Annotated in this window: 25 protein-coding genes; 15 read left to right on the top strand and 10 right to left on the bottom strand. The window is 73.3% G+C overall.

What is annotated here, in order from left to right:
• Nucleotides 1-12: 12 nt before the first annotated feature.
• Both V7793_RS14190 and V7793_RS14185 read right to left on the bottom strand, forming a co-directional pair.
• Entirely contained in the window at nt 13-396 is a 384-nt protein-coding gene (locus V7793_RS14190) for a peptidase inhibitor family I36 protein (RefSeq protein ID WP_336006525.1), read from the bottom strand.
• A 115-nt stretch (nt 397-511) separates the two neighbouring features.
• On the bottom strand, nt 512-2,104 hold the full coding sequence (locus tag V7793_RS14185; RefSeq protein ID WP_336006521.1) for an MFS transporter: 1,593 nt from the start codon (nt 2,102-2,104) through the stop codon (nt 512-514).
• Nucleotides 2,105-2,217: 113 nt separating this feature from the next.
• Between V7793_RS14185 and V7793_RS14180 the strand changes: the two genes are divergently transcribed.
• The 5 genes from V7793_RS14180 to V7793_RS14160 all read left to right on the top strand — a co-directional run bounded on the left by V7793_RS14180 (nt 2,218) and on the right by V7793_RS14160 (nt 7,324).
• Entirely contained in the window at nt 2,218-2,880 is a 663-nt protein-coding gene (locus V7793_RS14180; protein WP_336006516.1) for a TetR/AcrR family transcriptional regulator, read from the top strand.
• 98 nt (nt 2,881-2,978) lie between these two features.
• Nucleotides 2,979-4,199 carry an alpha/beta hydrolase gene (locus tag V7793_RS14175; protein WP_336006511.1) on the top strand — a complete coding sequence of 407 codons (1,221 nt, stop codon included), beginning with the start codon at nt 2,979-2,981 and terminating at the stop codon, nt 4,197-4,199.
• A gap of 115 nt (nt 4,200-4,314) precedes the next feature.
• The gene (locus tag V7793_RS14170; RefSeq protein WP_336006506.1) at nt 4,315-5,175 is read left to right on the top strand and encodes a DUF4429 domain-containing protein; all 861 of its coding nucleotides are present in this window, start codon (nt 4,315-4,317) and stop codon (nt 5,173-5,175) included.
• 110 nt (nt 5,176-5,285) lie between these two features.
• Entirely contained in the window at nt 5,286-6,650 is a 1,365-nt protein-coding gene (locus V7793_RS14165) for a sensor histidine kinase (RefSeq protein WP_336006503.1), read from the top strand.
• Nucleotides 6,647-7,324 carry a response regulator transcription factor gene (locus tag V7793_RS14160; protein WP_336006500.1) on the top strand — a complete coding sequence of 226 codons (678 nt, stop codon included), beginning with the start codon at nt 6,647-6,649 and terminating at the stop codon, nt 7,322-7,324. The genes V7793_RS14165 and V7793_RS14160 overlap by 4 nt, the downstream gene beginning before the upstream one ends.
• A gap of 37 nt (nt 7,325-7,361) precedes the next feature.
• On the opposite strand, the gene V7793_RS14155 is transcribed toward V7793_RS14160, so the two are convergent.
• Nucleotides 7,362-8,387, bottom strand: a complete 1,026-nt coding sequence (locus V7793_RS14155) for an aldo/keto reductase (RefSeq protein WP_336006497.1) — start codon at nt 8,385-8,387, stop codon at nt 7,362-7,364.
• Between the two features lie 7 nt (nt 8,388-8,394).
• Complete coding sequence (locus V7793_RS14150; RefSeq protein ID WP_336006492.1) at nt 8,395-8,880, bottom strand: MerR family transcriptional regulator; 486 nt, start codon at nt 8,878-8,880, stop codon at nt 8,395-8,397.
• Between the two features lie 150 nt (nt 8,881-9,030).
• On the opposite strand from V7793_RS14150, the gene V7793_RS14145 reads away from it, so the two are divergent.
• Nucleotides 9,031-9,849 (top strand): serine hydrolase domain-containing protein, encoded by an 819-nt coding sequence (locus V7793_RS14145; RefSeq protein ID WP_058044583.1) that lies wholly within the window; start codon nt 9,031-9,033, stop codon nt 9,847-9,849.
• Nucleotides 9,850-9,879: 30 nt separating this feature from the next.
• Here the strand turns inward: V7793_RS14145 and V7793_RS14140 are convergent, their stop codons facing one another.
• On the bottom strand, nt 9,880-10,569 hold the full coding sequence (locus V7793_RS14140; protein ID WP_336006488.1) for a pirin family protein: 690 nt from the start codon (nt 10,567-10,569) through the stop codon (nt 9,880-9,882).
• A 57-nt stretch (nt 10,570-10,626) separates the two neighbouring features.
• Between V7793_RS14140 and V7793_RS14135 the strand changes: the two genes are divergently transcribed.
• The 5 genes from V7793_RS14135 to fabF all read left to right on the top strand — a co-directional run bounded on the left by V7793_RS14135 (nt 10,627) and on the right by fabF (nt 15,602).
• Entirely contained in the window at nt 10,627-11,811 is a 1,185-nt protein-coding gene (locus V7793_RS14135; protein WP_058044581.1) for a PucR family transcriptional regulator, read from the top strand.
• An 89-nt stretch (nt 11,812-11,900) separates the two neighbouring features.
• Nucleotides 11,901-12,854: an ACP S-malonyltransferase gene (locus V7793_RS14130; RefSeq protein WP_336006484.1), complete on the top strand. Its 954-nt coding sequence runs from the start codon at nt 11,901-11,903 to the stop codon at nt 12,852-12,854.
• A gap of 13 nt (nt 12,855-12,867) precedes the next feature.
• Nucleotides 12,868-13,914, top strand: a complete 1,047-nt coding sequence (locus V7793_RS14125) for a ketoacyl-ACP synthase III (protein ID WP_336006481.1) — start codon at nt 12,868-12,870, stop codon at nt 13,912-13,914.
• Between the two features lie 103 nt (nt 13,915-14,017).
• Entirely contained in the window at nt 14,018-14,266 is a 249-nt protein-coding gene (locus tag V7793_RS14120; RefSeq protein WP_179080761.1) for an acyl carrier protein, read from the top strand.
• Between the two features lie 70 nt (nt 14,267-14,336).
• Entirely contained in the window at nt 14,337-15,602 is a 1,266-nt protein-coding gene (gene fabF, locus V7793_RS14115; RefSeq protein ID WP_336006474.1) for a beta-ketoacyl-ACP synthase II, read from the top strand.
• Nucleotides 15,603-15,682: 80 nt separating this feature from the next.
• On the opposite strand, the gene V7793_RS14110 is transcribed toward fabF, so the two are convergent.
• Together V7793_RS14110 and V7793_RS14105 are read right to left on the bottom strand one after the other, a co-directional pair.
• Nucleotides 15,683-16,597: an NAD(P)-dependent oxidoreductase gene (locus tag V7793_RS14110; RefSeq protein ID WP_336006471.1), complete on the bottom strand. Its 915-nt coding sequence runs from the start codon at nt 16,595-16,597 to the stop codon at nt 15,683-15,685.
• Nucleotides 16,598-16,664: 67 nt separating this feature from the next.
• Nucleotides 16,665-17,159 carry a DUF3145 domain-containing protein gene (locus tag V7793_RS14105; RefSeq protein WP_190020853.1) on the bottom strand — a complete coding sequence of 165 codons (495 nt, stop codon included), beginning with the start codon at nt 17,157-17,159 and terminating at the stop codon, nt 16,665-16,667.
• Between the two features lie 322 nt (nt 17,160-17,481).
• Here V7793_RS14105 and V7793_RS14100 point away from each other — a divergent pair, with 322 nt between their 5' ends.
• A complete protein-coding gene (locus tag V7793_RS14100; protein ID WP_336006466.1) occupies nt 17,482-18,372 on the top strand; it encodes an SGNH/GDSL hydrolase family protein in 891 nt (296 codons plus the stop codon).
• A 375-nt stretch (nt 18,373-18,747) separates the two neighbouring features.
• The gene (locus V7793_RS14095; RefSeq protein WP_336006463.1) at nt 18,748-19,263 is read left to right on the top strand and encodes an isochorismatase family protein; all 516 of its coding nucleotides are present in this window, start codon (nt 18,748-18,750) and stop codon (nt 19,261-19,263) included.
• Nucleotides 19,264-19,296: 33 nt separating this feature from the next.
• Here V7793_RS14095 and V7793_RS14090 read toward each other — a convergent pair whose 3' ends face one another.
• Complete coding sequence (locus tag V7793_RS14090; protein WP_336006460.1) at nt 19,297-19,725, bottom strand: MarR family winged helix-turn-helix transcriptional regulator; 429 nt, start codon at nt 19,723-19,725, stop codon at nt 19,297-19,299.
• 99 nt (nt 19,726-19,824) lie between these two features.
• On the opposite strand from V7793_RS14090, the gene V7793_RS14085 reads away from it, so the two are divergent.
• Both V7793_RS14085 and V7793_RS14080 read left to right on the top strand, forming a co-directional pair.
• Complete coding sequence (locus V7793_RS14085) at nt 19,825-20,838, top strand: NADP-dependent oxidoreductase (protein ID WP_336006458.1); 1,014 nt, start codon at nt 19,825-19,827, stop codon at nt 20,836-20,838.
• A 78-nt stretch (nt 20,839-20,916) separates the two neighbouring features.
• Nucleotides 20,917-21,723, top strand: a complete 807-nt coding sequence (locus V7793_RS14080) for an EI24 domain-containing protein (RefSeq protein ID WP_336006456.1) — start codon at nt 20,917-20,919, stop codon at nt 21,721-21,723.
• Between the two features lie 52 nt (nt 21,724-21,775).
• Here V7793_RS14080 and V7793_RS14075 read toward each other — a convergent pair whose 3' ends face one another.
• Complete coding sequence (locus V7793_RS14075; protein WP_336006453.1) at nt 21,776-22,504, bottom strand: carbon-nitrogen hydrolase family protein; 729 nt, start codon at nt 22,502-22,504, stop codon at nt 21,776-21,778.
• Nucleotides 22,505-22,511: 7 nt separating this feature from the next.
• A partial coding sequence (locus V7793_RS14070) for a pyroglutamyl peptidase (RefSeq protein WP_336006451.1) occupies nt 22,512-23,489 on the bottom strand: 978 nt, incomplete at its 5' end.

Below are 23,489 nucleotides of genomic sequence, written 5' to 3'. Positions count from 1 at the left end.
TTTCCGTGGCGGTCAGTGCTCCCAGACCTTGTACGCCCGGACGACGTACGGGCTCTCCGGGACCCACGTCCCCGACGGGTACGTGCTGAACTCACCCGTCTCGGCGCACGTAGCGCTCTGATACGTGGTGACGGGGCGCCCCGTGCGATTGGCCAGCGAGACCGCGCTGACGCCCGCCGGTAAGGCCACGCAGTCCTCGACGCCGATGTCCGCGAGCTCGCTCGTGCTGCGCGTCCCGCGGAAGTCGCCCTTCGTCCACAGGCACAGCTGCCCGGCGGCGCAGGTACCGAGCCGCCCCTTGCCGGCCGTGCCCGCGGCGCCGGCGGTGGGCGCGGAGAACAGGGCCAGCGCGGCGGCCGCGGCCGTGACAGCGGCGGCGGTGCGGATCGTACGCATGAGGATCACTCCCTGTGTCGGCAATGTTGCATTCCGCATCCTGACGGGAGTGGCTCCTGCTGCCAAGAGGGCCCCGCGGTGCGGGGCCCTGATAGGGGAAGCGGTCCGGACGGGCTCAGATGTGGGCCGCTCCGGCCGCGGCCTCGGGGTTGGATCCGCGCTTGGTGAACAGGGCGACCGCGGCGGCGACGGCCGCGACGACGCCGGCGACGGTGAAGGACAGGCTCATCCCTGACACGAAAGTGTCATGCGCGACGCCCGTGATCTTCCCGGCCACCTCCGGCGGTGCCCCGGGCGGCACCGGGGGCACACCGACGGCCACGGCGTCGGCCGCCTGCGCCATCTCCTCCGGCCTGCCCGGGGGCAGCCCCGCGCCGGCCCACTTGCCGGGCAGGAGGTTGTCGACCCGGGCGGCCATGACGGCGCCCAGCACGGCAGTCCCGAGCGAGCCGCCCACCTGCATGGCGGCCTGCTGCAGGCCGCCCGCGACGCCCGCGTGCTCCAGCGGGGCGTTGCCGACGATGACCTCGGTCGCGCCGACGATGACCGGGGCCAGGCCGAGGCCGAAGAGGGCGAACCACACCGACATCACGCCCGTGCCGGAGCCGGCCTCCAGCCGGGACATGCCGAAGCACGCGACGGTGGTCAGCAGCATGCCGACGACCAGCGGGATCCGGGGCCCGAGGCGGGTGATGACCGCGCCGGCGACCGGCGAGGCGACGATCATCATGCCGGTCAGCGGCAGCAGGTGCAGGCCCGAGTCGACCGGGCTCATGCCGTGCACGTTCTGCAGGTAGAAGGTGACGAAGAACAGCCCGCCGATGAAGGCGAAGGCCATCAGCAGCATCAGGGCGGTGCCCGCGCTCAGCGGTACGGAGCGGAAGAGGCCCAGCGGCAGCAGCGGTTCGCGGGCCTTGGTCTCCCACAGGACGAACAGGACGAGGGCCAGGGCCGCCCCTCCCAGAAACAGCAGGGTTTTGCCGTCCCCCCAGCTCCAGTCCCGGGCCTTGATCAGCGCCCAGACGAGGCAGAACATCCCTGCCGACAGCAGGCCGATGCCGGGGAGGTCGAAGGAGCGCGGGGCGTGGTCGGACCGGTGGTCCTTGAGGATCACCAGGCCCAGGGCGAGCGCGAGGGCGCCGACCGGCACGTTGATGAAGAAGACGGACTGCCAGTTGACGTGCTCGACGAGGACGCCGCCGAGGATCGGGCCGCCGGCGGTCGAGACGCCGATCACCATGCCCCAGATGCCGACGGCCATGTTGAGCTTCTCCGCCGGGAAGGTGGCGCGCAGCAGGCCGAGCGCGGCCGGCATCAGCAGCGCCCCGCACAGGCCCTGGAGGACCCGGAAGACGACGACCGCCGACACGCTGCCGGAGAGCGCGATGGCTCCGGAGGCGACGGCGAAGCCGGTGGTACCTATGAGGAAGGTCAGCCGGTGACCGAAGCGGTCACCCAGCTTGCCCGCGGTGATCAGCGCGACCGCGAGGGCGAGGAGGTAGCTGTTGGTTATCCACTGGACATCGGCGAGCGAGGCGTGGAGGTCATCCCGGATGACGGGATTCGCGACGGCGACGATCGTGCCGTCGAGCGCGACCATCATCACGCCTATCGCCACGGAGAAGAGGGTCAGCCAGGGGTGGCCGCGGAGCCCCTTGCGGGGCCCGAGGTCCGGCTGCGCCTCGGCGACAGCGGTCTGAGACGTCATGGGAGAATTATGTCAGTGCCTGCCAATTGGCTGTCGACCGCATCCGCTGACGCCTGTCACTTTCCTGCGCGGCTATCCTGAGCAGCACAAACGTGGCGGAGGAGAGACGAGCGATGCCGGCGATCGAGGACACGGCGGCCCGTACGGCGCCGCCGCCCGGCCTGCGCGAGCGGAAGAAGCGGCGCACGCGGGACACCCTCATCCGGTCCGCCCTGGAGCTGTTCTCCCTCAAGGGTTACGAGCGCACCACCGTCGACGAGATCGCCGAGGCCGCGGAGGTCTCCCAGCGCACCTTCTTCCGCTACTTCGCGAACAAGGAAGAGGTCGCGCTGGCCATGCAGACCTCCGTGGACGCCCTCTTCCTGGCCACACTGCGCTCCCGCCCGGCGGCCGAGGCGCCGCTGCCCGCGCTGCGCGGCGCCGTGCTCGACACCTGGGAGGGCGCGAGCGAGGTCATCGAGTCGGTCGTGCCGCTCGAACTGCACATGCGCACCTACCGGATGATCGAGTCGACGCCCCAGCTGCTGGCGGCGCGGCTGCGGAAGCTCTCGGAAGTGGAGGAGCAGCTGACCCGCGAGATCGCCCGGCGTGAGGGCCTGGACCTGGGCGCCGACCCGCGGCCGCACGTGCTCGTGGCGGCGTTCGGCGGGGTGATGCGCGTCACGGCGAGGATCTGGGGCGAGCGCGGGGAGGGCGGCCTGGAGGACCTCCGGCTGCTCACCGTGGCCTATCTGGACCAGCTGGGTCCGGCTTTGGCCGGAAACTGGCGCGCCTGATCGAGAAACCCACGCATGTGCCCAATTACCCCCACTCAAACGTGAGATAGCTCACGGACTTCGCAGTCGCCGCCGCGTTTCTCCTACTGTGTTTCGCGGTGACTTCCTTCCCGGAGCTCGGCTCCCCCTCCTCCGTACCGTGGACGACCACGGCCACCGTGTGGCGCGCACTGCTCGCCCTGGCCGTGGTGTTCGTGATGCTCGGGACGACCGGCTGGACGGCCGTCAGAAGCCACAAGGCGGCCGGGGACGCCCGTACGGTCTCGCTCAGCGCCTGGCTGCACGGCTCCATAGCCGGCAGACCGCTGCCGGCCCCGGGGACGGCCCCCGGCGCCGTGGCCCGCTTCTTCGCCTCCCTCACCGGCACCCAGCAGGCCCGGCTCGCCGACGACCACCCCTTCGTCGTCGGCAACCTCAACGGCGCTCCGACCGCCCTGCGCTACCGCGCCAACCGCACCGCCCTCGACCGGGCGCGCGCCGTCGAGAAGCGCCGCAGCCACGCGAGCGGCCTGAGCCCGGTGGGCCGCCAGGAGGCCGTGCGCCGGATGCACCGCTTCGCGTCCCTGCGCGAGGGCGGGCGGCAGATCCTCGCCTTCGACCCCACCGGCGCCGGCCGGGTCGCGGAGGTCATCGGCGACCTCGACCGGGCCGAGCGGGTCTCCGTCGTCGTCCCCGGCGTCGACACCAACCTGCTGACGTTCGAGAAGTCCCAGCGGGCCTACAGCGCCCCCGTGGGCATGGCCCGCTCCCTCTACGCCGCCGAGCGCAGGACGGCCCCCCGCATCCGTACGGCCGTCATCGCCTGGGCGGACTACACCTCGCCCGCCGGGGTGGGCATGGACGCCGCCACCGGCAAGCTCGCCGCCGAGGGCGCCCTGCGGCTGCGCGCCGCCGTGCGGGCGCTGCCCGGTACCTCGCGGGTCTCCCTCTTCTGTCACAGCTACGGCTCGGTGGTGTGCGGCGTCGCCGCGCGCGAGATGCCGTCCCGGGTCACCGACGTCGCGGTGGCCGGCAGCCCCGGGATGCGCGCCGAGCACGTCTCCGAGCTGCGGACCAGCGCCCGGATATGGGCCATGCGCGACCCGGACGACTGGATCCAGGGCGTTCCCCACCTGGAGGTCGGCGGCCTCGGCCACGGCGCCGACCCCGTCTCGCAGGCCTTCGGGGCGCGGGTGCTGTCCGCGCGCGGCGCGGAGGGCCACGCCGGCTACTTCGAGCCCGGCACGACGAGCCTCGCCAACTTCGCCGGCATCGGCGTCGGCGCCCCGGCGACGGTCGCCTGCGCGGACGCGGACGCCTCCTGCACCGAAGGCGCATAGCGGTACGAGCCGGACAGGGCCGCACGCCGGGCGGGAGCACGCGGGCGGACGACGCGCGTAGCTCCCCGCTCCCCGCAGGGGGGACGCGCGAGCGGGCGACGCATACGATGACGGCATGGGTGATGTGCTGACGGGTTTCCACACCGTCTGGGAGTTCGACACCGACTCCGTGCTCATCCGCTTCGAACGGGGGATCCGCACACCGAAGCTGCTCCAGGCGCTCGGTGAACGACGCATCCCCTACGAGGCGCTCGCGGCCGTCGAGCAGGCCCCGGGGAAGCGCGGGACGGTGGTGCTGCGTGCGGTCCCGAGACCGGGCGCCGATCCGCTGATGGACGTCGCCGACGGCCAGCTCAAGGAGGGCAGCGACCCCTACCGGCTGGTGCTTCCCGCCGAGCGCGACGCCCTCGCCGAGTACTACGCCGACGAGATACGGGCCGCGCTGGGCCCGGACGCGGCCGTGCCCGCCCAGCGCCCCCTGGTCGCGGCCCCCACTCCCCCGGCGTCCTTCAAGGCCTACGACGGCAAGGCCTCCTTCGACGGCGCTTCCGTCGCCTTCCGGTGGTTCTGGACCGGCGCGTCCTCCGCCAAGTGGAAGGCCGGCGACCAGCGGTTCGCCGTCGAGGAGCTCTCGGGCGTCCAGTGGCGCTCCCCCGAGATCGCCGGCGGCTATCTGCGGCTCGTGCCCCGCGGCGCCGAGGACGGGCTGCCGGGCCAGGCCGACCAGGATCCGGCGGCCGTCGTCTTCGGCATGGGCTACGGGCTCATCCACGAGTCGCTGCCGTTCGCCGCGGCCGTCCTGCAGGCCGTCCGGGCCGCCTCCCCGGCCTCGCCGGGCGCGCGCGTCCCGGCCGCCCGGCCCGACCCGGGCGGCATCGCCGACCGCATCCGCCACCTGGGCGCGCTGCACGACGCAGGGCTGCTCACGGACGACGAGTTCAGCGCGAAGAAGGCCCAGTTGCTCGCCGAGCTGTGACCCTGCCTGAAGGCGTGCGTCTGTGCTACCGGTGCTACCCCGGTATGACCCGCAAGCCCCCACCCCGGGGTGACGTCCCTGCCCGGGCCGCGGCCTAGGCTGAAGGGGTCATGATCCAGTCACCCCCTGCCCCCCTCGCGCGGGCGCGCGCCTTCGCGATCGACGTCTGCACCCCCGCCGGGCCGCCCGTGCCGCTGGGCGGCCGGTCGCGCCGGCGCTGGGTGCGGAGGCTGCCGTACGTGGTCGCCTGGCTGTTCACCGCCCTGATGCTGCCGCTGACGGGCTACGGCCTGGCGCAGGAGTACGGCCTGGGCTTCGGCCTCTCGCTGTCCCTCGGCGTCGCCCAGGCCGTGTCCCTGCTCGTCGCCGTCCGCAGGCCCCTGCTCGCCTGGGCCGTCGCCTTCACGGCGGGCCTCGTGGCGGCCGTGGCGGCACTGGCCGGACCGCCCGTGAACGGCGACTGGCCGTGGCCGTGGCCGCCGACGACCGTGATCACCATGCTGCTGCTGATGCTCGCGGCCGGCATGCGGGAGCGGCGCCCGACGCTCCTCGCCATCTGGCTGGCCACGGGCGTCTCGGGCGCGGTCCTGCGGGGCGTGGCACCGGAGCGCAGCTCCTCCAACGTCTGGATCACCCTGTTCGTCACCGGCGGCATCCTGATGCTGCTCGCCGGGGCCCTGCGCGAGCGCGGCGACGCACGGCGGGCGCTGGCGGAGCAGGAGACCATCAGCGAGGCCGAGCGGGCACGGCGCACCCTGCTGGAGGAGCGCACCCGCATCGCCCGCGAGCTGCACGACGTCGTCGCCCACCACATGTCGGTGATCACCGTGCAGGCGGACAGCGCCCCGTACCGCATCGCGGGCCTGCCGGAGCAGGCGCGCGAGGAGTTCGGCGCGATCGCCGCCACGGCGCGGGAGTCGCTGACCGAGATGCGCCGGCTGCTGGGGGTGCTGCGCAGCGAGGACGCCTCCGGCGGAGGCGGGGCCGAGCGTGCGCCGCAGCCGGGCGTCGCGCGGATCCCGCAGCTGGTCGAGGCGACGGTGCGGTCCGGGCTGCCGGTGGAGCTGACCATGCCGGAGCCCCTGCCGGACGCCGTGCCGCAGACCGTGGACCTCTCCGCGTACCGCATCGTCCAGGAGGCCCTGGCCAACGTCGTCCGGCACGCGCCGGGGGCGGACACGCGGGTGTCGGTGTCCGTCGGCGAGGCCGGCACGGACCTGATGGTGCTGGTCGTCAACACCGCCGCGGCGGACCGGGACGCGCGGCCGGTGGAGACCGGCGGCACCGGCCACGGCCTGATCGGCATGCGGGAGCGGGTGCGGCTGGTCGGCGGCACGCTCGACACCGGCCCGCTGGACGGCGGCGGCTTCCGCGTCGCCGCCCGGCTCCCCCTCACCTCGGGACCGGGCACGCAATTCCCCACGGAAACGCTCACGGGCACCACAGGAAAAGAAGAGGACTCCCGTACCGCATGACCATCAAGGTGATCATCGTCGACGACCAGGCCATGGTGCGGGCGGGCTTCGCCGCGCTGCTGGCCGCGCAGCCCGACATCGACGTCGTCGGCGACGCCGCGGACGGGCGGCAGGGCGTGGAGCTGGGCCGCAGCGCCCACCCGGACGTCGTGCTGATGGACGTCCGGATGCCCGAGATGGACGGGCTGGAGGCCGCACGGCAGCTCCTCGACCCCCCGCGCGGCGTGCACCACCGCCCCAAGGTGCTGATGCTGACGACGTTCGACGTGGACGACTACGTCTACGAGGCGCTGCGCGCGGGCGCCTCCGGCTTCCTGCTGAAGGACGCCCCGCCCGCGGACCTGATCTCGGCCGTCCGGGTCGTGGCCGCCGGAGAGGCCCTGCTGGCCCCGTCCGTGACCCGCCGTCTGATCGCCGACTTCGCCAAGCAGCGCCCCGCCCGCCGCAAGGGCCCGTCCCTGCGGCTGAACGGGCTCACGCCGCGCGAGACCGAAGTCCTCGAACTCATCGCGCGGGGCCTGTCCAACCAGGAGATCGCGGCGTCCCTGGTGCTCGCCGAGCAGACCGTCAAGACGCACATCGGCCGGGTCCTGTCCAAGCTGGACCTGCGCGACCGCGCCCAGGCGGTGATCTTCGCCTACGAGTCGGGGCTGGTGGCCCCGGGCGGGCAGTGACGGGACGTCACCCGTACCGCGCCGCCCGTGGCCGGGCCTACTCGCGGCCGGCGGAGGTGAACGCCATGTCGGCGTACCGGGTGCCCGCGACCCTGCCGGCGATCGGCTCCAGGGCCGCGAGCTCGTCCGCCGTCAGGGTGATGCGGGTGGCGCCCGTGTTCTCCTCCAGGCGGGAGCGGCGGCGCGTGCCGGGGATCGGAACGACCGTCAGGCCGTGCACCCCGGCCTGCTGCTGGACCCAGGCCAGGGCCACCTGGCCCGGGGAGGTGCCGTGCTGTTCCGCGATCCGCCGGACCGGCTCCAGCAGCGCCGCGTTCGCCTCCGCGTTGCCGCCGGTGAAGCGCGGCATGGTGCGGCGGAAGTCGTCGCCCGACAGCTCGCTCTCGGCCCGTACGAAGGAGCCGGTCAGGAAGCCCCGTCCGAGCGGGGAGTAGGGCACGAGGGCCACGCCCAGCTCCCGCGCCGCCGGCACCACGTGCGTCTCGATGTCGCGGCTGAAGAGCGACCACTCCGACTGCACGGCGGCGATCGGGTGCACGGCCTGCGCGGCGCGCAGTTCGCCGGCGGTGACCTCGCTGAGGCCCAGGTGCTTGACCTTGCCCTCGGCGACCAGCTCGGCCATGGCGCCGACCGTCTCCTCGACGGGGACGTTCACGTCGCGCCGGTGCATGTAGTAGAGGTCGATCTCGTCGACGCCGAGCCGCCGCAGGCTGGCCTCCACGGCCTGCCGTATGTACGGGCGGTCGTTGCGGATCGTCCGGACCTGCGGGTTTTCGGGGTCGGTCCCGAGGGCGAACTTGGTGGCCAGGACGACGTCTTCGCGATGGGCCCGGACGAAGGGCGCGATGAACTTCTCGTTCTCGCCGAGGCCGTAGACGTCTGCGGTGTCGAAGAGCGTGACGCCCAGTTCGAGCGCGCGCTCCAGCGTCGCCCGCGCCTCGTCCGGGTCGGTCGTCGGGCCGTAGGCGAAGCTCATGCCCATGCAGCCGAGGCCCTGGACGCCCACTTCGGGGCCGCCGGTCCCGAGGACCGCGGTCGGGATCTTGTCGTTGGTGTCGGTCATCAGTGCGTCAGGCCCCTTCGGCGCCCTCGGCCCGTCGCCGGGCGTCGGCGTATATGTCGATCTTGTAGTCGAGTACCTCGAGGGTGCTGCGCAGCTCCGCGATGCGCGTGCGGACGTCCTCGCGGTGCGCGGTCAGCAGCCGTTCCCGCTCGGCCAGCGTGTGCTCGCCCTCGCGGACGAGCCGTGCGTAGCGGACCATGTCGGCCACCGGCATGCCGGTCAGGCGGAGCCGCCCCACCAGGTCCAGCCAGTCGAGGTCCCGGTCCGTGTAGCGGCGCTGGCCGGTGTGCGAGCGGTCCACGTGCGGCATCAGCCCGATCCGCTCGTACCAGCGCAGCGTGTGGACCGACAGCCCCGTGCAGTCGGCCACTTCGCTGATCGTGTAGCGGTCGCGCCCCGCCGGGCGGCTGTGGCGCTGCCGTTCCAGCACGGTGCACACGGCGGCCGGCGGCGCGGTGTCCACGACGGCCGGTGCGGTCTCCAAGACGGTCATCGAGCTTCCCCCTGTTTCGCGGGCGTTCGCAGTCGTTGCCCTTGCGATGACCACAACGCTAGAGAGTTCGAGTGCACTCCAGGCAAGCGAAGACTTGGGGGAATCTTGGCCGGAGCGGCCGGGCGGCGGGGCCGGGATAGGCTCGGAGCCATGCAGAGCCTGCGGATGATCGAGAACTGGCCGGTGGACACCGCTGCGGCGGCGGTCGTCCGGGCCGACGGCACGACGGTGGGCGCACACGGCCCGGTGGAGCACCGCTTCCCGCTGGCCTCCGTCACCAAACCGCTCGCCGCCTACGCCGCGCTCGTCGCCGTCGAGGAGGGCGCGGTCGAGCTCGACGAGCCGGCCGGTCCCGCGGGCTCGACGGTCCGCCACCTCCTCGCCCACACCTCCGGGCTGGCCTTCGACGAGCACCGGGCCATGGCGGAGCCGGGCACGCGGCGGCTCTACTCCAACGCCGGCTTCGAGGTGCTCGGCGACCACATCGCCAAGGCCACGGACATCCCCTTCGCGGACTACCTGCGGGAGGCGGTGCTGGAGCCGCTGGGGATGACGGCGACGGACCTCCCGGGCTCGCCCGCCAAGGACGGCGTCTCCACCGTCGCCGACCTGGTGCGCTTCGCCGCGGAGCTGCAGGCGCCGCGGCTGCTCTCGCCGGAGACCGTGGCCGGGGCGACGTCGGTGGCCTTCCCCGGCCTCACCGGGATCCTGCCCGGCTACGGGCACCAGCGGCCGAACGACTGGGGCCTCGGCTTCGAGATCCGCGACGGCAAGTCCCCGCACTGGACGGGCGCGTCGTCCTCGCCCCGCACGTTCGGCCACTTCGGGCAGTCGGGGACGTTCCTGTGGGTGGACCCCGCCGCGGGCGCGGCGTGCGTCGCCCTGACGGACCGCGCGTTCGGGCCGTGGGCGACCGAGGTCTGGCCGGCCCTGACGGACGCGGTCCTGGCCGAGCTCCGCCCGGCCTGACCTCCGCCGGAAGGTGCGCGAAGGGCCGGGTCAGCCGAAGTGCGGCTCGGCGTGCATCTCCCAGGCCAGCAGCTCCGCGCCGGCGCCGAGCGCCTCGACGTCCGTCCCGGAGGCGTCCAGCAGACGCGCGGCGTCCCCGGCACCGAGCAGCAGTTCCCCGTCCAGCCGGACATCGCCGCGGACGACGTGCACGTACACCCACGGCGCCCCCGGCAGGGAACCCCGCTCGCCGGCCCGGAGCCGCCGCACGTGCAGCACCGCCTCCGCCCCGGGCAACACGTACGACGCGTCGTCGGCGACGCCCCGCACCACCTCGTACGAGGGCTCGCCGCCGTATTCCGACGGGGTCAGCCACATCTGCACGAAGCGCAGGGGCGCCCCGCCCTCGTTCCGCTCCGCGTGGTGGACGCCGGCGCCGGCGCTGAGCCGCTGCACGTCACCGGGCCGCACGATCTCGGTGCGGCCCGTGGAGTCCTCGTGGGTGAGCTCGCCCTCGACCACCCACGTGACGATCTCGACGTCGCGGTGCGGGTGCTCCGCGAAACCGGCGCCGGCGGCAAGCCGCTCCTCGTTGCAGGCGGCGAGCGGCCCGAACCGCACGTTGCCGGGGTCGTAGAAGCCGGAGAAGGAGAAGGCGTGCCAGGTCTCGATCCCGGCGTCCGGGTCGCCGCCGCGGAAGCGTTCACCGGCGCGCTGGACGGACCGCTGTACGTGCGTCATCGGGCTACGGTAGCCCGGCGACCCCGCACCGGACCCGAATAAGGCAGGCTTGTCCCCGTGCCTGAACCCGCCGCTAACACCCCGCATCCGCACAGCGCCACCCTCCGCCGCCTGGAGAAGTCATCCGGCACGCTGGCCGCCGCCGCCATCGCCCGCATGGATGCCCAGCTGCCGTGGTACCGGGCGATGCCCCCGGAGAACCGGTCGTGGATCGGCCTGGTCGCCCAGGCCGGCATCGCGGCCTTCACGGAGTGGTTCCGGCATCCGGAGACCCCGCAGGCCATCAGCACGGACGTGTTCGGCACGGCCCCGCGCGAGCTGACGCGGGCGATCACTTTGCGCCAGACGGTGGAGATGGTCCGGACCACCATCGAGGTCATGGAGTCGGCGATCGACGAGGTGGCGGCCCCCGGCGACGAGGGCGTGCTACGGGAGGCGCTGCTCGTCTACGCCCGCGAGATCGCCTTCGCCACCGCGCAGGTCTATGCGCAGGCCGCCGAGGCGCGGGGCGCGTGGGACGCCCGGCTGGAGTCGCTGGTGGTCAACGCGGTGCTCTCGGGCGAGGCCGACGAGGGTGCCCTGTCCCGGGCCGCAGCCCTCGGCTGGAGCGCCCCGGCGCACGTCTGCGTGGTGCTCGGCACCGCCCCGAACGGGGACAGCGAGCTGACGGTCGAGGCGATCCGGCGCGCGGCGCGGCACGCCAAGGTGCAGGTGCTGACGGGGGTGCTCGGCGACCGCCTGGTGGTGATCGCGGGCGGCTCCGACAATCCGCTGCAGACGGCCAAGGCGCTGATCGGGCCGTTCGCGGCGGGCCCGGTGGTGGCCGGCCCGGTGGTGCCGGACCTGCTGTCGGCGACGCGCTCGGCGCAGGCCGCGGCGGCCGGCCTCAAGGCGTGCGCGGCCTGGCCGGACGCCCCCCGTCCGGTGCCGGCGGACGATCTGCTGCCGGAGCGGGCGATGGCCGGGGACACCACGGCCCGCGATCAGCTGGTGGAGGAGATCTACAGACCGCTCCAGGAAGCGGGCTCGGCTCTGCTGGAGACGCTGAGCGTCTACCTGGAGCAGGCGAGTAGCTTGGAAGGTGCGGCACGGATGCTGTTCGTCCATCCCAACACCGTGAGATACCGCCTCCGACGTGTGACGGACGTCACCGGGTGGTCACCTTCCGATGTCCGCTCCGCGTTCACGCTGCGGATCGCGCTCATCCTGGGGCGTCTGGCCGACACGGAGACGGCCCTCTAGCCTTTTGTCGAACGTCAACAATTCCCCTGACGGTTCTTGGTCCCCATCCCCACGGGTGGCCGGAGCCGTCCACGAGAGAGAGTGTGAGGGTGCTCGTACTCGTCGCTCCCGGCCAGGGCGCTCAGACGCCCGGCTTCCTGACCCCCTGGCTCGACCTCCCCGGTGTCGAAGACCGGCTCCGTGAGTGGTCCGCCGCCATCGACCTGGACCTGGTCCACTACGGCACGAAGGCCGACGCGGACGAGATCCGCGACACCGCCGTCGCGCAGCCGCTGCTGGTCGCGTCGGCGCTGGTCTCGGCCCGGCAGCTGTTCCCGGCGGCGGATGACTTCGCCCGCCTGGTGGGTGCGGCCGCGGGCCACAGCGTGGGCGAGCTCGCCGCGGCGGCGCTGACCGGCGTGCTGCCGGAGCGCTCCGCCATGGAGCTGGTCCGCAAGCGCGGCCTGGCCATGGCCGAGGCCGCCGCCGTCACCGAGACGGGCATGTCCGCGCTGCTCGGCGGCGACCCCGAGGTCGTCCTGCCGCACCTGGAGAAGCTCGGCCTGACCCCGGCCAACGTCAACGGCGCGGGCCAGATCGTGGCCGCCGGCACCGCCGCGCAGCTGGCCGCGCTCGCGGAGGACAAGCCCGAGGGCACCCGTAAGGTCGTCGCGCTGAAGGTGGCGGGTGCGTTCCACACGCACCACATGGCCCCGGCCGTGTCGGCCCTGGAGGCCGCCGTGCAGGAGCTGTCCCCCGCCGAGCCGCACACCCGCTACGTCTCGAACAAGGACGGCGGCGTCGTCGCCTCGGGCGCGGAGATCGTGCAGCGGCTGGTCGGCCAGGTGGCCAACCCGGTCCGCTGGGACCTGTGCATGGAGACCTTCAAGGAGCTCGGCGTCACCGCCCTGGTCGAGGTGGCCCCCGGCGGTACGCTGACCGGTCTGGCCAAGCGTGCCCTGCCCGGCGTGAAGACCCTGGCCCTGAAGTCGCCGGCCGACCTCGACGCAGCCCGTGAGCTGATCGCCGAGCACGCCGCACCCGCCGGGTCCCCGGCCGAATAAGGAGCCTCTGAGCATGACCTCGAAGATCAAGCCGAGCAAGGGCGCCCCGTACGCGCGCATTCTCGGCGTGGGCGGCTACCGCCCCACCCGGGTGGTGCCGAACGAGGAGATCCTGAAGTACATCGACTCCTCGGACGAGTGGATCCGCTCCCGCTCCGGCATCGCGACGCGGCACTGGGCCGGTCCGGAGGAGACGGTGTCCGCGATGTCGGTCGAGGCGGCCGGCAAGGCCATCGCCGACGCGGGCATCACCCCGGAGCAGGTCGGCGCCGTGGTCGTCTCGACGGTTTCGCACTTCCACCAGACCCCGGCGATCGCGACCGAGATCGCGCACAGGATCGGCGCGGACAAGCCGGCCGCCTTCGACATCTCGGCCGGCTGCGCGGGCTTCGGCTACGGGCTGACGCTGGCCAAGGGCCTGGTCGTCGAGGGCTCTGCGGAGTACGTCGTCGTCATCGGCGTCGAGCGGCTGTCGGACCTGACCGATCTGGAGGACCGCGCGACGGCCTTCCTCTTCGGCGACGGCGCGGGCGCCGTGGTCGTCGGCCCCTCCGACGAGCCGGCCATCGGCCCCACCGTCTGGGGCTCCGAGGGCGACAAGTCCAACACCATCAAGCAGACCCTGGGGTGGGACGCCTACCGCACCACCCCGGTGCCCGGCGGGGACGGCCCCGAGGCCCGCAAGGCCCTCGACGAGCTCCGTTTCCCGGCCATCACGCAGGAGGGCCAGGCGGTCTTCCGCTGGGCCGTCTTCGAGATGGCCAAGGTCGCCCAGCAGGCGCTGGACGACGCCGGGGTCAGTGCGGAGGACCTGGACGTCTTCATCCCGCACCAGGCCAACATGCGGATCATCGACTCGATGGTCAAGACCCTCAAGCTGCCGGAGAGCGTCACGGTCGCCCGTGACGTGGAGACCACGGGCAACACGTCCGCGGCCTCCATTCCGCTGGCCATGGAGCGGCTCCTGGCCACCGGCGCGGCGAAGAGCGGGGACACCGCGCTCGTCATCGGATTCGGGGCGGGTCTCGTCTACGCCGCCACGGTCGTTACCCTCCCCTAGGCGAGATCCGCGCAGCCCGGCCCCCGCCTCGCTGCGCGGAGCTCACCGCACCAGCAGTTCCTTACCACGCAGTTCCACCGCACAGATAGAAGGAGCGCCGCACATGGCCGCCACCCAGGAAGAGATCCTCAAGGGCCTCGCCGAGATCGTCAACGAGATCGCCGGCATCCCGGTCGAGGACGTCCAGCTGGACAAGTCCTTCACCGACGACCTGGACGTCGACTCGCTGTCCATGGTCGAGGTCGTCGTCGCCGCCGAGGAGCGCTTCGACGTCAAGATCCCTGACGAGGACGTCAAGGGCCTCAAGACCGTCGGCGACGCCGCGGGCTACATCCTGAAGCACCAGGACTGACCGAAGCGTTCGTCGCCACCCCAGCGGTGGCGGTTTCACCAGCACCTCTACACGTGGAGACAGAATTCCTGTGAGCTCGACCAATCGCACCGTGGTCGTCACCGGTATCGGCGCAACCACACCGCTGGGTGGCGACAGCGCGACGACCTGGGAGGCTCTGCTCGCCGGCCGGTCCGGCGTCAAGCCCCTCGAAGGTGAGCGCTTCGCCGGCCTTCCGGTCCGCATCGCCGCTTCCGCGGCGGTGGACCCCGGTGATGTCCTGCCCCGCCCGCTCGCCCGCAAGCTGGACCGCTCGGCGCAGTTCGCGCTGATCGCGGCCCGTGAGGCCTGGGCCGACGCGGGTTACACCGCCATGGCCGGCGAGGACTCGTCCATCGCCCCCGAGCGCCTCGGCACCGTCATCGCCTCCGGCATCGGCGGCGTGACCACCCTGCTCGACCAGTACGACGTGCTCAAGGAGAAGGGCGTCCGCCGCGTCTCCCCGCACACCGTGCCCATGCTCATGCCGAACAGCCCCTCGGCCAACGTCGGCCTGGAGGTGAACGCCCAGGCGGGCGTGCACACCCCGGTCAGCGCCTGCGCCTCCGGCGCCGAGGCCATCGGCTACGCCGTCGAGATGATCCGCACCGGCCGCGCCGACGTGGTCGTCGCCGGCGGCACCGAGGCGGCGATCCACCCGCTGCCCATCACCGCCTTCGCCAACATGATGGCGATGTCCAAGAACAACGAGGAGCCCGAGAAGGCCTCCCGCCCGTACGACAAGGCCCGTGACGGCTTCGTCCTCGGCGAGGGCGCCGGCGTCGTGATCCTCGAGTCCGCCGAGCACGCAGCCCGCCGCGGCGCGCGGGTCTACTGCGAGGTGCTGGGCCAGGGCCTGTCCGCGGACAGCCACCACATCGCCCAGCCCGAGCCGACCGGCCGCGGTATCGCCGCCGCGCTGCAGAGCCTGCTCGACAGCACCGACCTCAAGCCGTCCGAGGTCGTGCACCTCAACGCGCACGCCACGTCCACCCCGCAGGGTGACGCGGCCGAGATCAAGGCGCTGCGCAAGGTCCTCGGCGACGACCTCGACCACGTCGCGGTCTCCGCGACCAAGTCGATGACCGGCCACCTGCTGGGCGGCGCGGGCGGCATCGAGACGGTCATGACCGTCCTCGCCCTGCACCACCGCACGGCCCCGCCGACCATCAACGTCGACGACCTGGACGAGGACATCGACGCGGACATCGTCCGTAACGAGCCGCGCGCCCTTCCCGCCGAGGGCCCGATCGCCGCGATCAACAACTCGTTCGGCTTCGGCGGCCACAACGTGGTCCTGGCCCTCCGCTCGGTCTGACCGCACCCCGCCCGACGCGACGGCCCGCCCCGGCACCCCCGGGGCGGGCCGTCGCCGTTTCAGCGCCTGCCCCGCCTCCCTCAGGGGGCGTCGAAGGACGCGTAGTAGGAAGCCGCCATGTCCTCCTCGCCGTGGCCCTGTTCCACGGCCCGGTGGAAGCGTTCGGCGCCCGCGGCCGCCACGTCCATGCGCACCCCGGCCCGCTCCCCGGCGGCGACGATGAGGCGGGCGTCCTTCTCGGCCGTGGCGGTGGCGAAGCTGGGGGTGAGGTCGCCGCCGAGGATCGCCGCGGCCTTGGCGTGCAGGTAGCCCATGTCGAGCGGGCCTCCGGCGACGGCGTCCAGGAAGCCCGCGGGGTCCACGCCGAGGCCCTTGGCCAGGGCGAGCGCCTCGGCCGTGCCGTGGGTGACGGTCAGTACCCAGCTGTTGACGACCAGCTTGAGGCGGGTGGCCGCGCCGCTCGCGGCGGCGCCGCCGAGCCACACCGTCCGGCTGCCAACGGCGGCGAAGACCGGCTCCAGGGCCTTGCGCGCCTCCTCCGGCCCGGCGGCCAGCACGGTCAGCCTCCCCTCCTCCGCGGGCTGCTTGGTGCCCAGGACGGGGGCGTCCACGAGGGCGAGTCCGTGCTCGTCCGCGAAGGCCGCGAGACCCTCGAAGCCCTCCAGGCCGACGGTGCCCGACTGGACCCAGACCGTGCCGGGCCGCAGGGCGGGGGCGGCGGCGCCCATCGCGGCGAGCGTGGCCGCGCCGTCGTACAGCACGGTCAGCACGACGCCGGCGGCGCGGACGGCGTCGGCGGGCGTGGCGGCGATCCGCACGCCGTCGGCGGCGAGGGGTTCGGCCTTGTCCCGGCTGCGGTTCCAGGCGGTGACGGAGAGCCCGGCGCGGGCGAGGTTACGGGCCATGGCGGCGCCCATGATGCCGGTGCCGAGGACGGCGACGGCCGGCGCGCCCGCCGACGGCCCGCCCGTGCCCGAGGTGATCGCTTCGCTCATGCCCCGACGCTAGGGGGTGGAGCGCACTCCAGGGCAAGGGCGAACGCCCGCACGCCCGGTCGGTGCTTCAGACCACCTGGTGCAGCCAGCGCACCGGTGCGCCTTCGCCCGCGTACCGGAAGGGCTCCAGTTCGTCGTCCCAGGGCTTGCCGAGGAGCTTGGCGACCTCGGCCTCCAGCTGCGTCTCGCCGCGGGCGGCGCGGGCGAGGGCCGCGCGCAGCCGGTCCTCGGGGACGAGGATGTCGCCGTGGATGCCGGTGACGGCGTGGAAGATGCCGAGGTCGGGTGTGGAGCTGTAGCGCTCGCCCTCCGCCGTGGCGCACGGCTCGGCGGTCACCTCGAAGCGCAGGAGGTGCCAGCCGCGCAGTGCGGAGGCGAGTTTGGAGGCGGTGCCGACCTGGCCCTGCCAGGAGAATTCGGCACGCCAGGTGCCGGGCGAGGCGGGTTGCCGGATCCAGTCGAGGGTGACCCGCACACCGAGCACGCCCGCGACCGCCCATTCGACGTGCGGGCACAGCGCGCGCGGCGCGGAGTGCACATACAGAACTCCACGTGTCGTCACCGGGACCTCCAGTGCGGTTCGAGGTTCGCCTTCCCCAGCGGCCTCGCACCCGTACCGGTCCCGCCTGGGACAGCGTGAAACATTCTGCCCCAATGGCCACTCCCGCACCAGCTCGCGAGGTTACCAACAGTAAACACCATCGGGAGCATTTCTCCTGAAAGGGACAGGATGTGACGTGTCGTATTTCAGTTGTGCCGGAAGTGCAAAGCCGCCCCGGGGCCCGGCACAACCACCCCGGGGAAAAGCTACCGTGCGAACGGACCCCCGCGGTGACGTACCGTCGGACCCGAACAGATATCACCCGGCCGGAGGGGAAAAAGCGATGCGCCGCAGCACGGTGCGGAAGGTGCGCGGAGCCGCCAGGGCGGCCGTCGCAGCGGTCTCCGCCTTCTCGGCAGCCCTGCTCGTCACGGGCTGTGACAGCGGTGGAGGGGACACGTCCGCGGGAAAGCCGAGCGCCTCGCCCGCCGCCCCCGCCTGGAATACCCGCCCCGGCTCCATCGCCTCGCTGGGCGACTCCATTACGCGCGGATTCGACGCCTGCTCGGTGCTCGCGGACTGCCCGGAGGTCTCCTGGGCCACGGGCACGCAGGTCGACAGCGTCGCGCGGAAACTGCTGGCGTCACCGCAGACCAGCAGCTGGAATTACGCGCGGACCGGCGCCCGGATGGCCGATCTCCCGGTGCAGATGCAGTCGGCGATCGCCCACAAGCCGGAGCTGGTGACCGTCCTCCTGGGCGCCAATGACGCCTGCCGCGACAATGTGGCCGACATGACGCCGACGGCCTCGTTCCGCGCGGACTTCGAGGCCTCGGTGAAGAAGCTGCGCACCTCCCTGCCGAAGTCGCAGCTCTACGTGGCCGGCGTGCCCGACCTGCAGCGCCTGTGGACGCAGGGCCGCGCGAACGGCTACGCCAAGACGGTCTGGAAGCTGGGCATCTGCCCGTCGATGCTCAAGGACTCCGAGTCCGCCGACCCGGCGGCGGAGCAGCGCCGCGCCCAGGTCGTCAAGCGGGTCGCCGAGTACAACGCGGTCCTGAAGGACGTCTGCGGCCAGGACGCCCTGTGCCGCTACGACGGCGCGGTCCACAGCTACGACTTCACGAGCGAGGCGCTCAGCAAGTGGGACTGGTTCCACCCGAGCAGGAAGGGCCAGGGGGAGCTGGCGGCGCTGGCCTACCGGACCATCACCGCGGAGAAGCACCCGGCCTGAGGCCCGGCCCGGGCCCGAGCGTGGCTCGGGGCGGGACCTGTCAGGTGGCCCCGCCCCGGTCAGACGCGGTCGTGCGGCCTGCGCGCGGCGCGGGCGTACGTACCCTCGCTCCGGCCGTCCGGCACCGCGCGCACGCGCACTGCACGCCCCCGGCTTTGGCCAAAGCCACGTCCGGGCGGGCGTTCGCGCCTGCTCACCAGCACGGTATCCGATGAACAGACCTTACTCATAAGCAAGTTCACCCCTGCGCGGGTCAACTTCCCTCCCTGCCGCGCACCTGCGGCCATGCGGACGTCGGGCAAGCTTTACCTATCGTCATCCCGGAGGCGTTCCGCAGGCCGCCCGCGGCCCGTGCCCGACCGGTACCGTCTGGCCATGACGGAAATCGACCCGCAGCGCACCGCCCTCGTCCTCGTCGACCTGATGGAGCGCATGGTCGCGCTCCCCCTCGCTCCGCGCAGCGGGGACGAAGTGGTCCGCACGGCGGAGGAGTTGGCGCGGTCGTTCCGGAAGTCCGGGGGCACGGTGGTCGTGGTGCGCACCGAGCGGCCGGGGGTGCCGGAGCAGCCGCCGGGGAGCGGGCTGCTCGCGGGGTTCGCCGAGGAGGGCGACGTCGAGGTGGTGAAGCGGGCGGTCGGCGCCTTCCACGGCACGGACCTGGACGCGCGGCTGCGCGAGCGCGGCGTGCGGACGCTCGTCCTCGGCGGGATCGCCACCAACCTGGGCGTGGAGTCGACGGCCCGCGCGGCCGCCGACCACGGCTACGGGCTGGTGTTCGCGGAGGACGCGATGAGCGCGCTGACGGCGGAGGAGCACCGGGCGTCGGTGACGCTGGACATGCCGCGCCTGGGCACGGTGACCACGGCCGCGGACTTGCGGCTCCCCGCGTAGGGGGCGGCCGGGCCGGCCCTTCTTCCCGTCCGCTCAGGCGCCCGGTTCCAGCATCCGGCGCAGCAGGTCCCGCAGGACCCCGCGCTCCTCGGCCGAGAGGGCGGCGAGCGGCTCGCGGGCGAAGTCCAGCGACTCGCTCAGGCGCCCGGCGGTGTCGAGGCCGGCCGGGGTGGCCGCAGCGAGCTTGATGCGGCGGTCGTCGGGGTCGGGGCGCCGCTCCACCAGGCCGCGGGCCTCCAGGCGGTCGACGATGCCGGTGATGTTCGACGGCTCGCACTTGAGGAGCTGGGCTATCCGGCGCATCGGCAGGGACTCGCGCGCGAGCAGGGCGAGGACCTTCGCCTGGGCGCCGGTGAGCGCGTGCTTGGCCGCCGCCTCCTCGTACTCCTCGTGGTAGCGGGCCACGACGGTCGCGATGAGATCGACGACCTCACGGGTCAGGGCATCGGTTCGGGGGGCCATGGATCCAGGTTAACGCGTTGCTTGACAACATGAAATATCGAGGCGCATGGTTGTTTCAGTTGCTTAACCTTTTACTTGCTCACCAGGAGGTCGCGTTCCATGTCCGCCACGCCCACCACCAGCCGTGAATGGCACCTCGTCGCCCGTCCGCACGGCTGGCCGACGCCCGAGGACTTCGCGCTGCGGGAGACGGCCGTCCCCGAGCCCGGCGAGGGGCAGATCCTGGTGCGCAACATCCACATGTCGGTGGACCCGTACATGCGCGGCCGGATGAACGAGGCCCGCTCCTACATCCCGCCCTTCGAGCTCGACCGGCCCATGGAGGGCGGTGCGGTCGGCGAGGTCGTCGCCTCGCGCAGCGACGCCTTCCGGCCCGGTGACCACGTCCTGCACAGCCTCGGCTGGCGGGAGTACGCCCTGGTCGAGGCCGCGCACGCGGTCAAGGTCGACCCGGAGCTCGCGCCGCTGTCCACCTACCTCGGCGTGCTCGGCATGCCGGGCCTGACCGCCTACGCGGGCCTGCTGGAGGTCGCCTCCTTCAAGGAGGGCGACGCCGTCTTCGTCTCCGGCGCCGCGGGCGCGGTCGGCCTCCAGGTCGGCCAGATCGCCCGGCTCAAGGGCGCCTCGCGCGTCGTCGGCAGCGCGGGCACGGACGAGAAGGTCAAGGCCCTCGTCGAGGAGTACGGCTTCGACGCCGCCTTCAACTACAAGAACGGCCCGGTCGCCGAGCAGCTCAAGCAGGCCGCGCCCGAGGGCGTCGACGTCTACTTCGACAACGTCGGCGGCGAGCACCTGGAGGCCGCGATCGGCGCCCTCAGGCTGCACGGCCGCGCCACCCTCTGCGGCGCCATCGCCGGCTACAACGACACCGTGCCCCAGCCCGGCCCGCACAACATGATCGCGATCATCGGCAAGCGGCTGCGCCTGCAGGGCATGATCGTCCGCGATCACCAGGCGCTGCAGCCGCAGTTCGTGCAGGAGGTCGGCGGCTGGGTGCGCTCCGGCGAGCTCAAGTACCGCGAGACGGTCATCAACGGCGTCGAGAACGCCGTGGACGCGTTCCTGGGCATGCTGCGGGGCGAGAACACCGGCAAGATGATCGTCACGTTCTGAGGCCGTTCCCGCCCGTCCCGCGTGCTCCGGCCGTCCGCCCCGCCGGCCGGCCGGAGCGCGCCGGATAGCCTTCCCGCCATGCGAGATCTCATGGCGGGACTGACGTACCTGGGCAAGGGCCAGCGCTGGGTGGCGCACAACCGGCGGCAGTGGGGGTTCGGGCTGCTGCCCGGGCTCATCACCCTCGTCGGCTACGCGGCGGCGGTCGTCTGCCTCGCCCTGTACGCGGACGACGCCGTCGGCTGGGCCACGCCCTTCGCCGACGGCTGGTCCTCCCCCTGGGCCGGCCTGTTCCGGGGCGCGCTGACCGTCCTGCTCTTCGGCGGCGGCCTGCTGCTGGCCCTCATCTCCTTCACCGCCGTGACCCTGCTGGTGGGCCAGCCGTTCTACGAGGAGCTGTCCGAGCGGGTCGACCGCTCCGTGGGCGGCGACGTCCCCGAGTCCGGGCTGCCGCTCTGGCGCGAGCTGTGGATCTCGGCCCGCGAGAGCCTCGCGGTGCTCGTGCGCGTCGCCGTCTGGGGCGTGCTGCTCTTCGCGCTCGGCTTCGTGCCCGTCGTCGGGCAGACCGTGATCCCGGCCCTCGGCTTCTGCATCTCCGGCTTCTTCCTCGCCGAGGAGCTCACCGCCGTCGCCCTGCAGCGCCGCGGCGTGCCGCTGCGCGAGCGGCTGCGGCTGCTGCGCTCGCGCAAGCTGCTCACCCTGGGCTTCGGGGTGCCGCTGACGCTGCTGTTCCTGGTGCCGTTCGTGGCGGTGTTCGTGATGCCGGGCGCGGTGGCCGGTGCGACGCTCCTCGTCCGGGACCTCATGGGGGAAGAGGCCGCCGCGGAGGACGCCTCCGGCGGCCCCGGTCCCCGGACGGAGGACGAGGGCGCCGCGCTCGGCTGAGAAAAAGCCCCTTCGTGGAAAAGCCCCTTCTCGAGCGAGCCCGGGCAGGCGCTCAGCCGAGGGGCAGCGCGGCCGTCACCAGCCCCGCCTCCGTGGGTGAGCCCTCCGCGAGGACGGAGCCGTCCGGCGCCCACACCGCGCTGAGGCCGCAGGCGTCGTACGGGCCCGACGGGCCGCAGTGGTTCGCCAGCAGAACGTGGAGGCCGCCGGCCTTCGCCAGCGCGGGGAAGATCTCCATCCGCTCCTGTGCGCCGCCGCCCCGCCCGTACAGCGAGCCGGCGAGCAGCACGCTGCACCCGTCGGCGGCGGCGCGGGCCGCGCACTCGGGGAAGTGGGCGTCGTAGCAGATGACGTGCGCGAAGCGAACGCCGTGGAGCGTGAACCGGCCCTCTCCGGTGCCCGCCGCGAAACCCGCTGCCCGCTCCGTGTCCGTCAGGTGCACCTTGTCGTAGCGGGTGAGGAGGGCGCCGTCCGGGCCGTAGACGTAGCTGGTGATCGTCGTGCCCGCGGCGGTCCGCCCCGCGCAGTTGACCACGGCCGCGACGCCCGCCGTGCGGCACGCGTCCCGCACGGGGGCGAGCCGCGCGTCGCCGGGCTCCATGACCAGCCGGTCGCCCCCGCCGGTGATCGCGTCCAGCTCGTAGCCGGTGGCGGCGAGCTCGGCGAAGACGACGAGCGCGGCGCCGCGCTCCCCCGCCTCGGTGACGAACGCGGCCATCCGGGCCGCGTTCGCTTCGATGTCGCACGGCCGGGCGGTGAACTGAGCTGCAGCGATGATCATCCGGCCATCATGGCGTCCGTCCGTCCGCGACGGCCACCCCTGTGATCGACCGCACCTGCGCGACGATCGCGAGCCGGTTGCGGACGAACTCCGGGTCGGTGACCGTGCCGGTCGCCGGATCCGTGTTGCCCTGCCCGAACTGCAGCACCGGGGTGTGCAGGTGCCCGCCCGGCACGCCCAGGCGCACCGCGTCGCGCAGCAGGGTCGCCCGGTAGGCGATCTCGTTGGAGAGGTAGTCGCCTCCGCCGCCCGCGCGGGCGGTCGAGCCCGGGGTCGGCCCGTCCGGCCGGTCGACCGGCTCGACGGCGCCCGCCGGGATCTCGGTGACCTCGGTGTTGTCGCGCACCGGGAACGGCCCGGTGGCGGCCGCGGTGATCGCCGCGTACGGGAGGCTGGTGGACGTCCACTGCGGCTGCGGGTGCACGGTCGGGACGCCGGGCGGCACCGGCACGGTCTCCGTGCGGGAGACGTTCGCGTTGTCCGGGTAGCCGCCGCGCCAGGCGCCGTTGGTGCGCTCGACGTCGAAGCGGCCGGGGCGGCCCTGGCTGATCGTGGTGAAGACGTCCACCCGGCGGGGGCCCGGCCGGAAGTGCGGCAGCAGCGTCCGTTCCACCGTGCCGTCGGCGAAGTCCGCCCAGCGGACGGGGAAGACGGCGGCCTCGACGCGCGCCGGGCCGGCCGGGGTGTCGATCGTCGTGCCGTCCAGGGCGAGCGCGGCCGCCCCGGAGGGGTTGGAGCGGCGGGGGTCCGCGTCGAGCTGGAACGGGTCGAAGCCGGTGATGAGGACGCGCCTGACCTGCTCCCCGGCGGGGAGGTCGATGGAGTCCTGGCCGCGCGAGGAGCGCTCGACGCGGCCGGTGAGCCCGGCGCGCTGCGGCCCGGACAGGCCGAAGGCCGGCTTCCACTCCCGCAGGGCGCGGGTCATGCCGAGCCGCGCCCAGTACAGCGGGCGGTCGTCGTCCCGGCTCAGGTCCCCGGCGCGCTC

Source organism: Streptomyces sp. KLMMK (assembly GCF_036961605.1).
Lineage (GTDB): Bacteria > Actinomycetota > Actinomycetes > Streptomycetales > Streptomycetaceae > Streptomyces > Streptomyces telluris.
The sequence above is the reverse complement of the archived record's forward strand: the minus strand, read 5'-3'. Positions and strand labels throughout refer to the sequence as shown.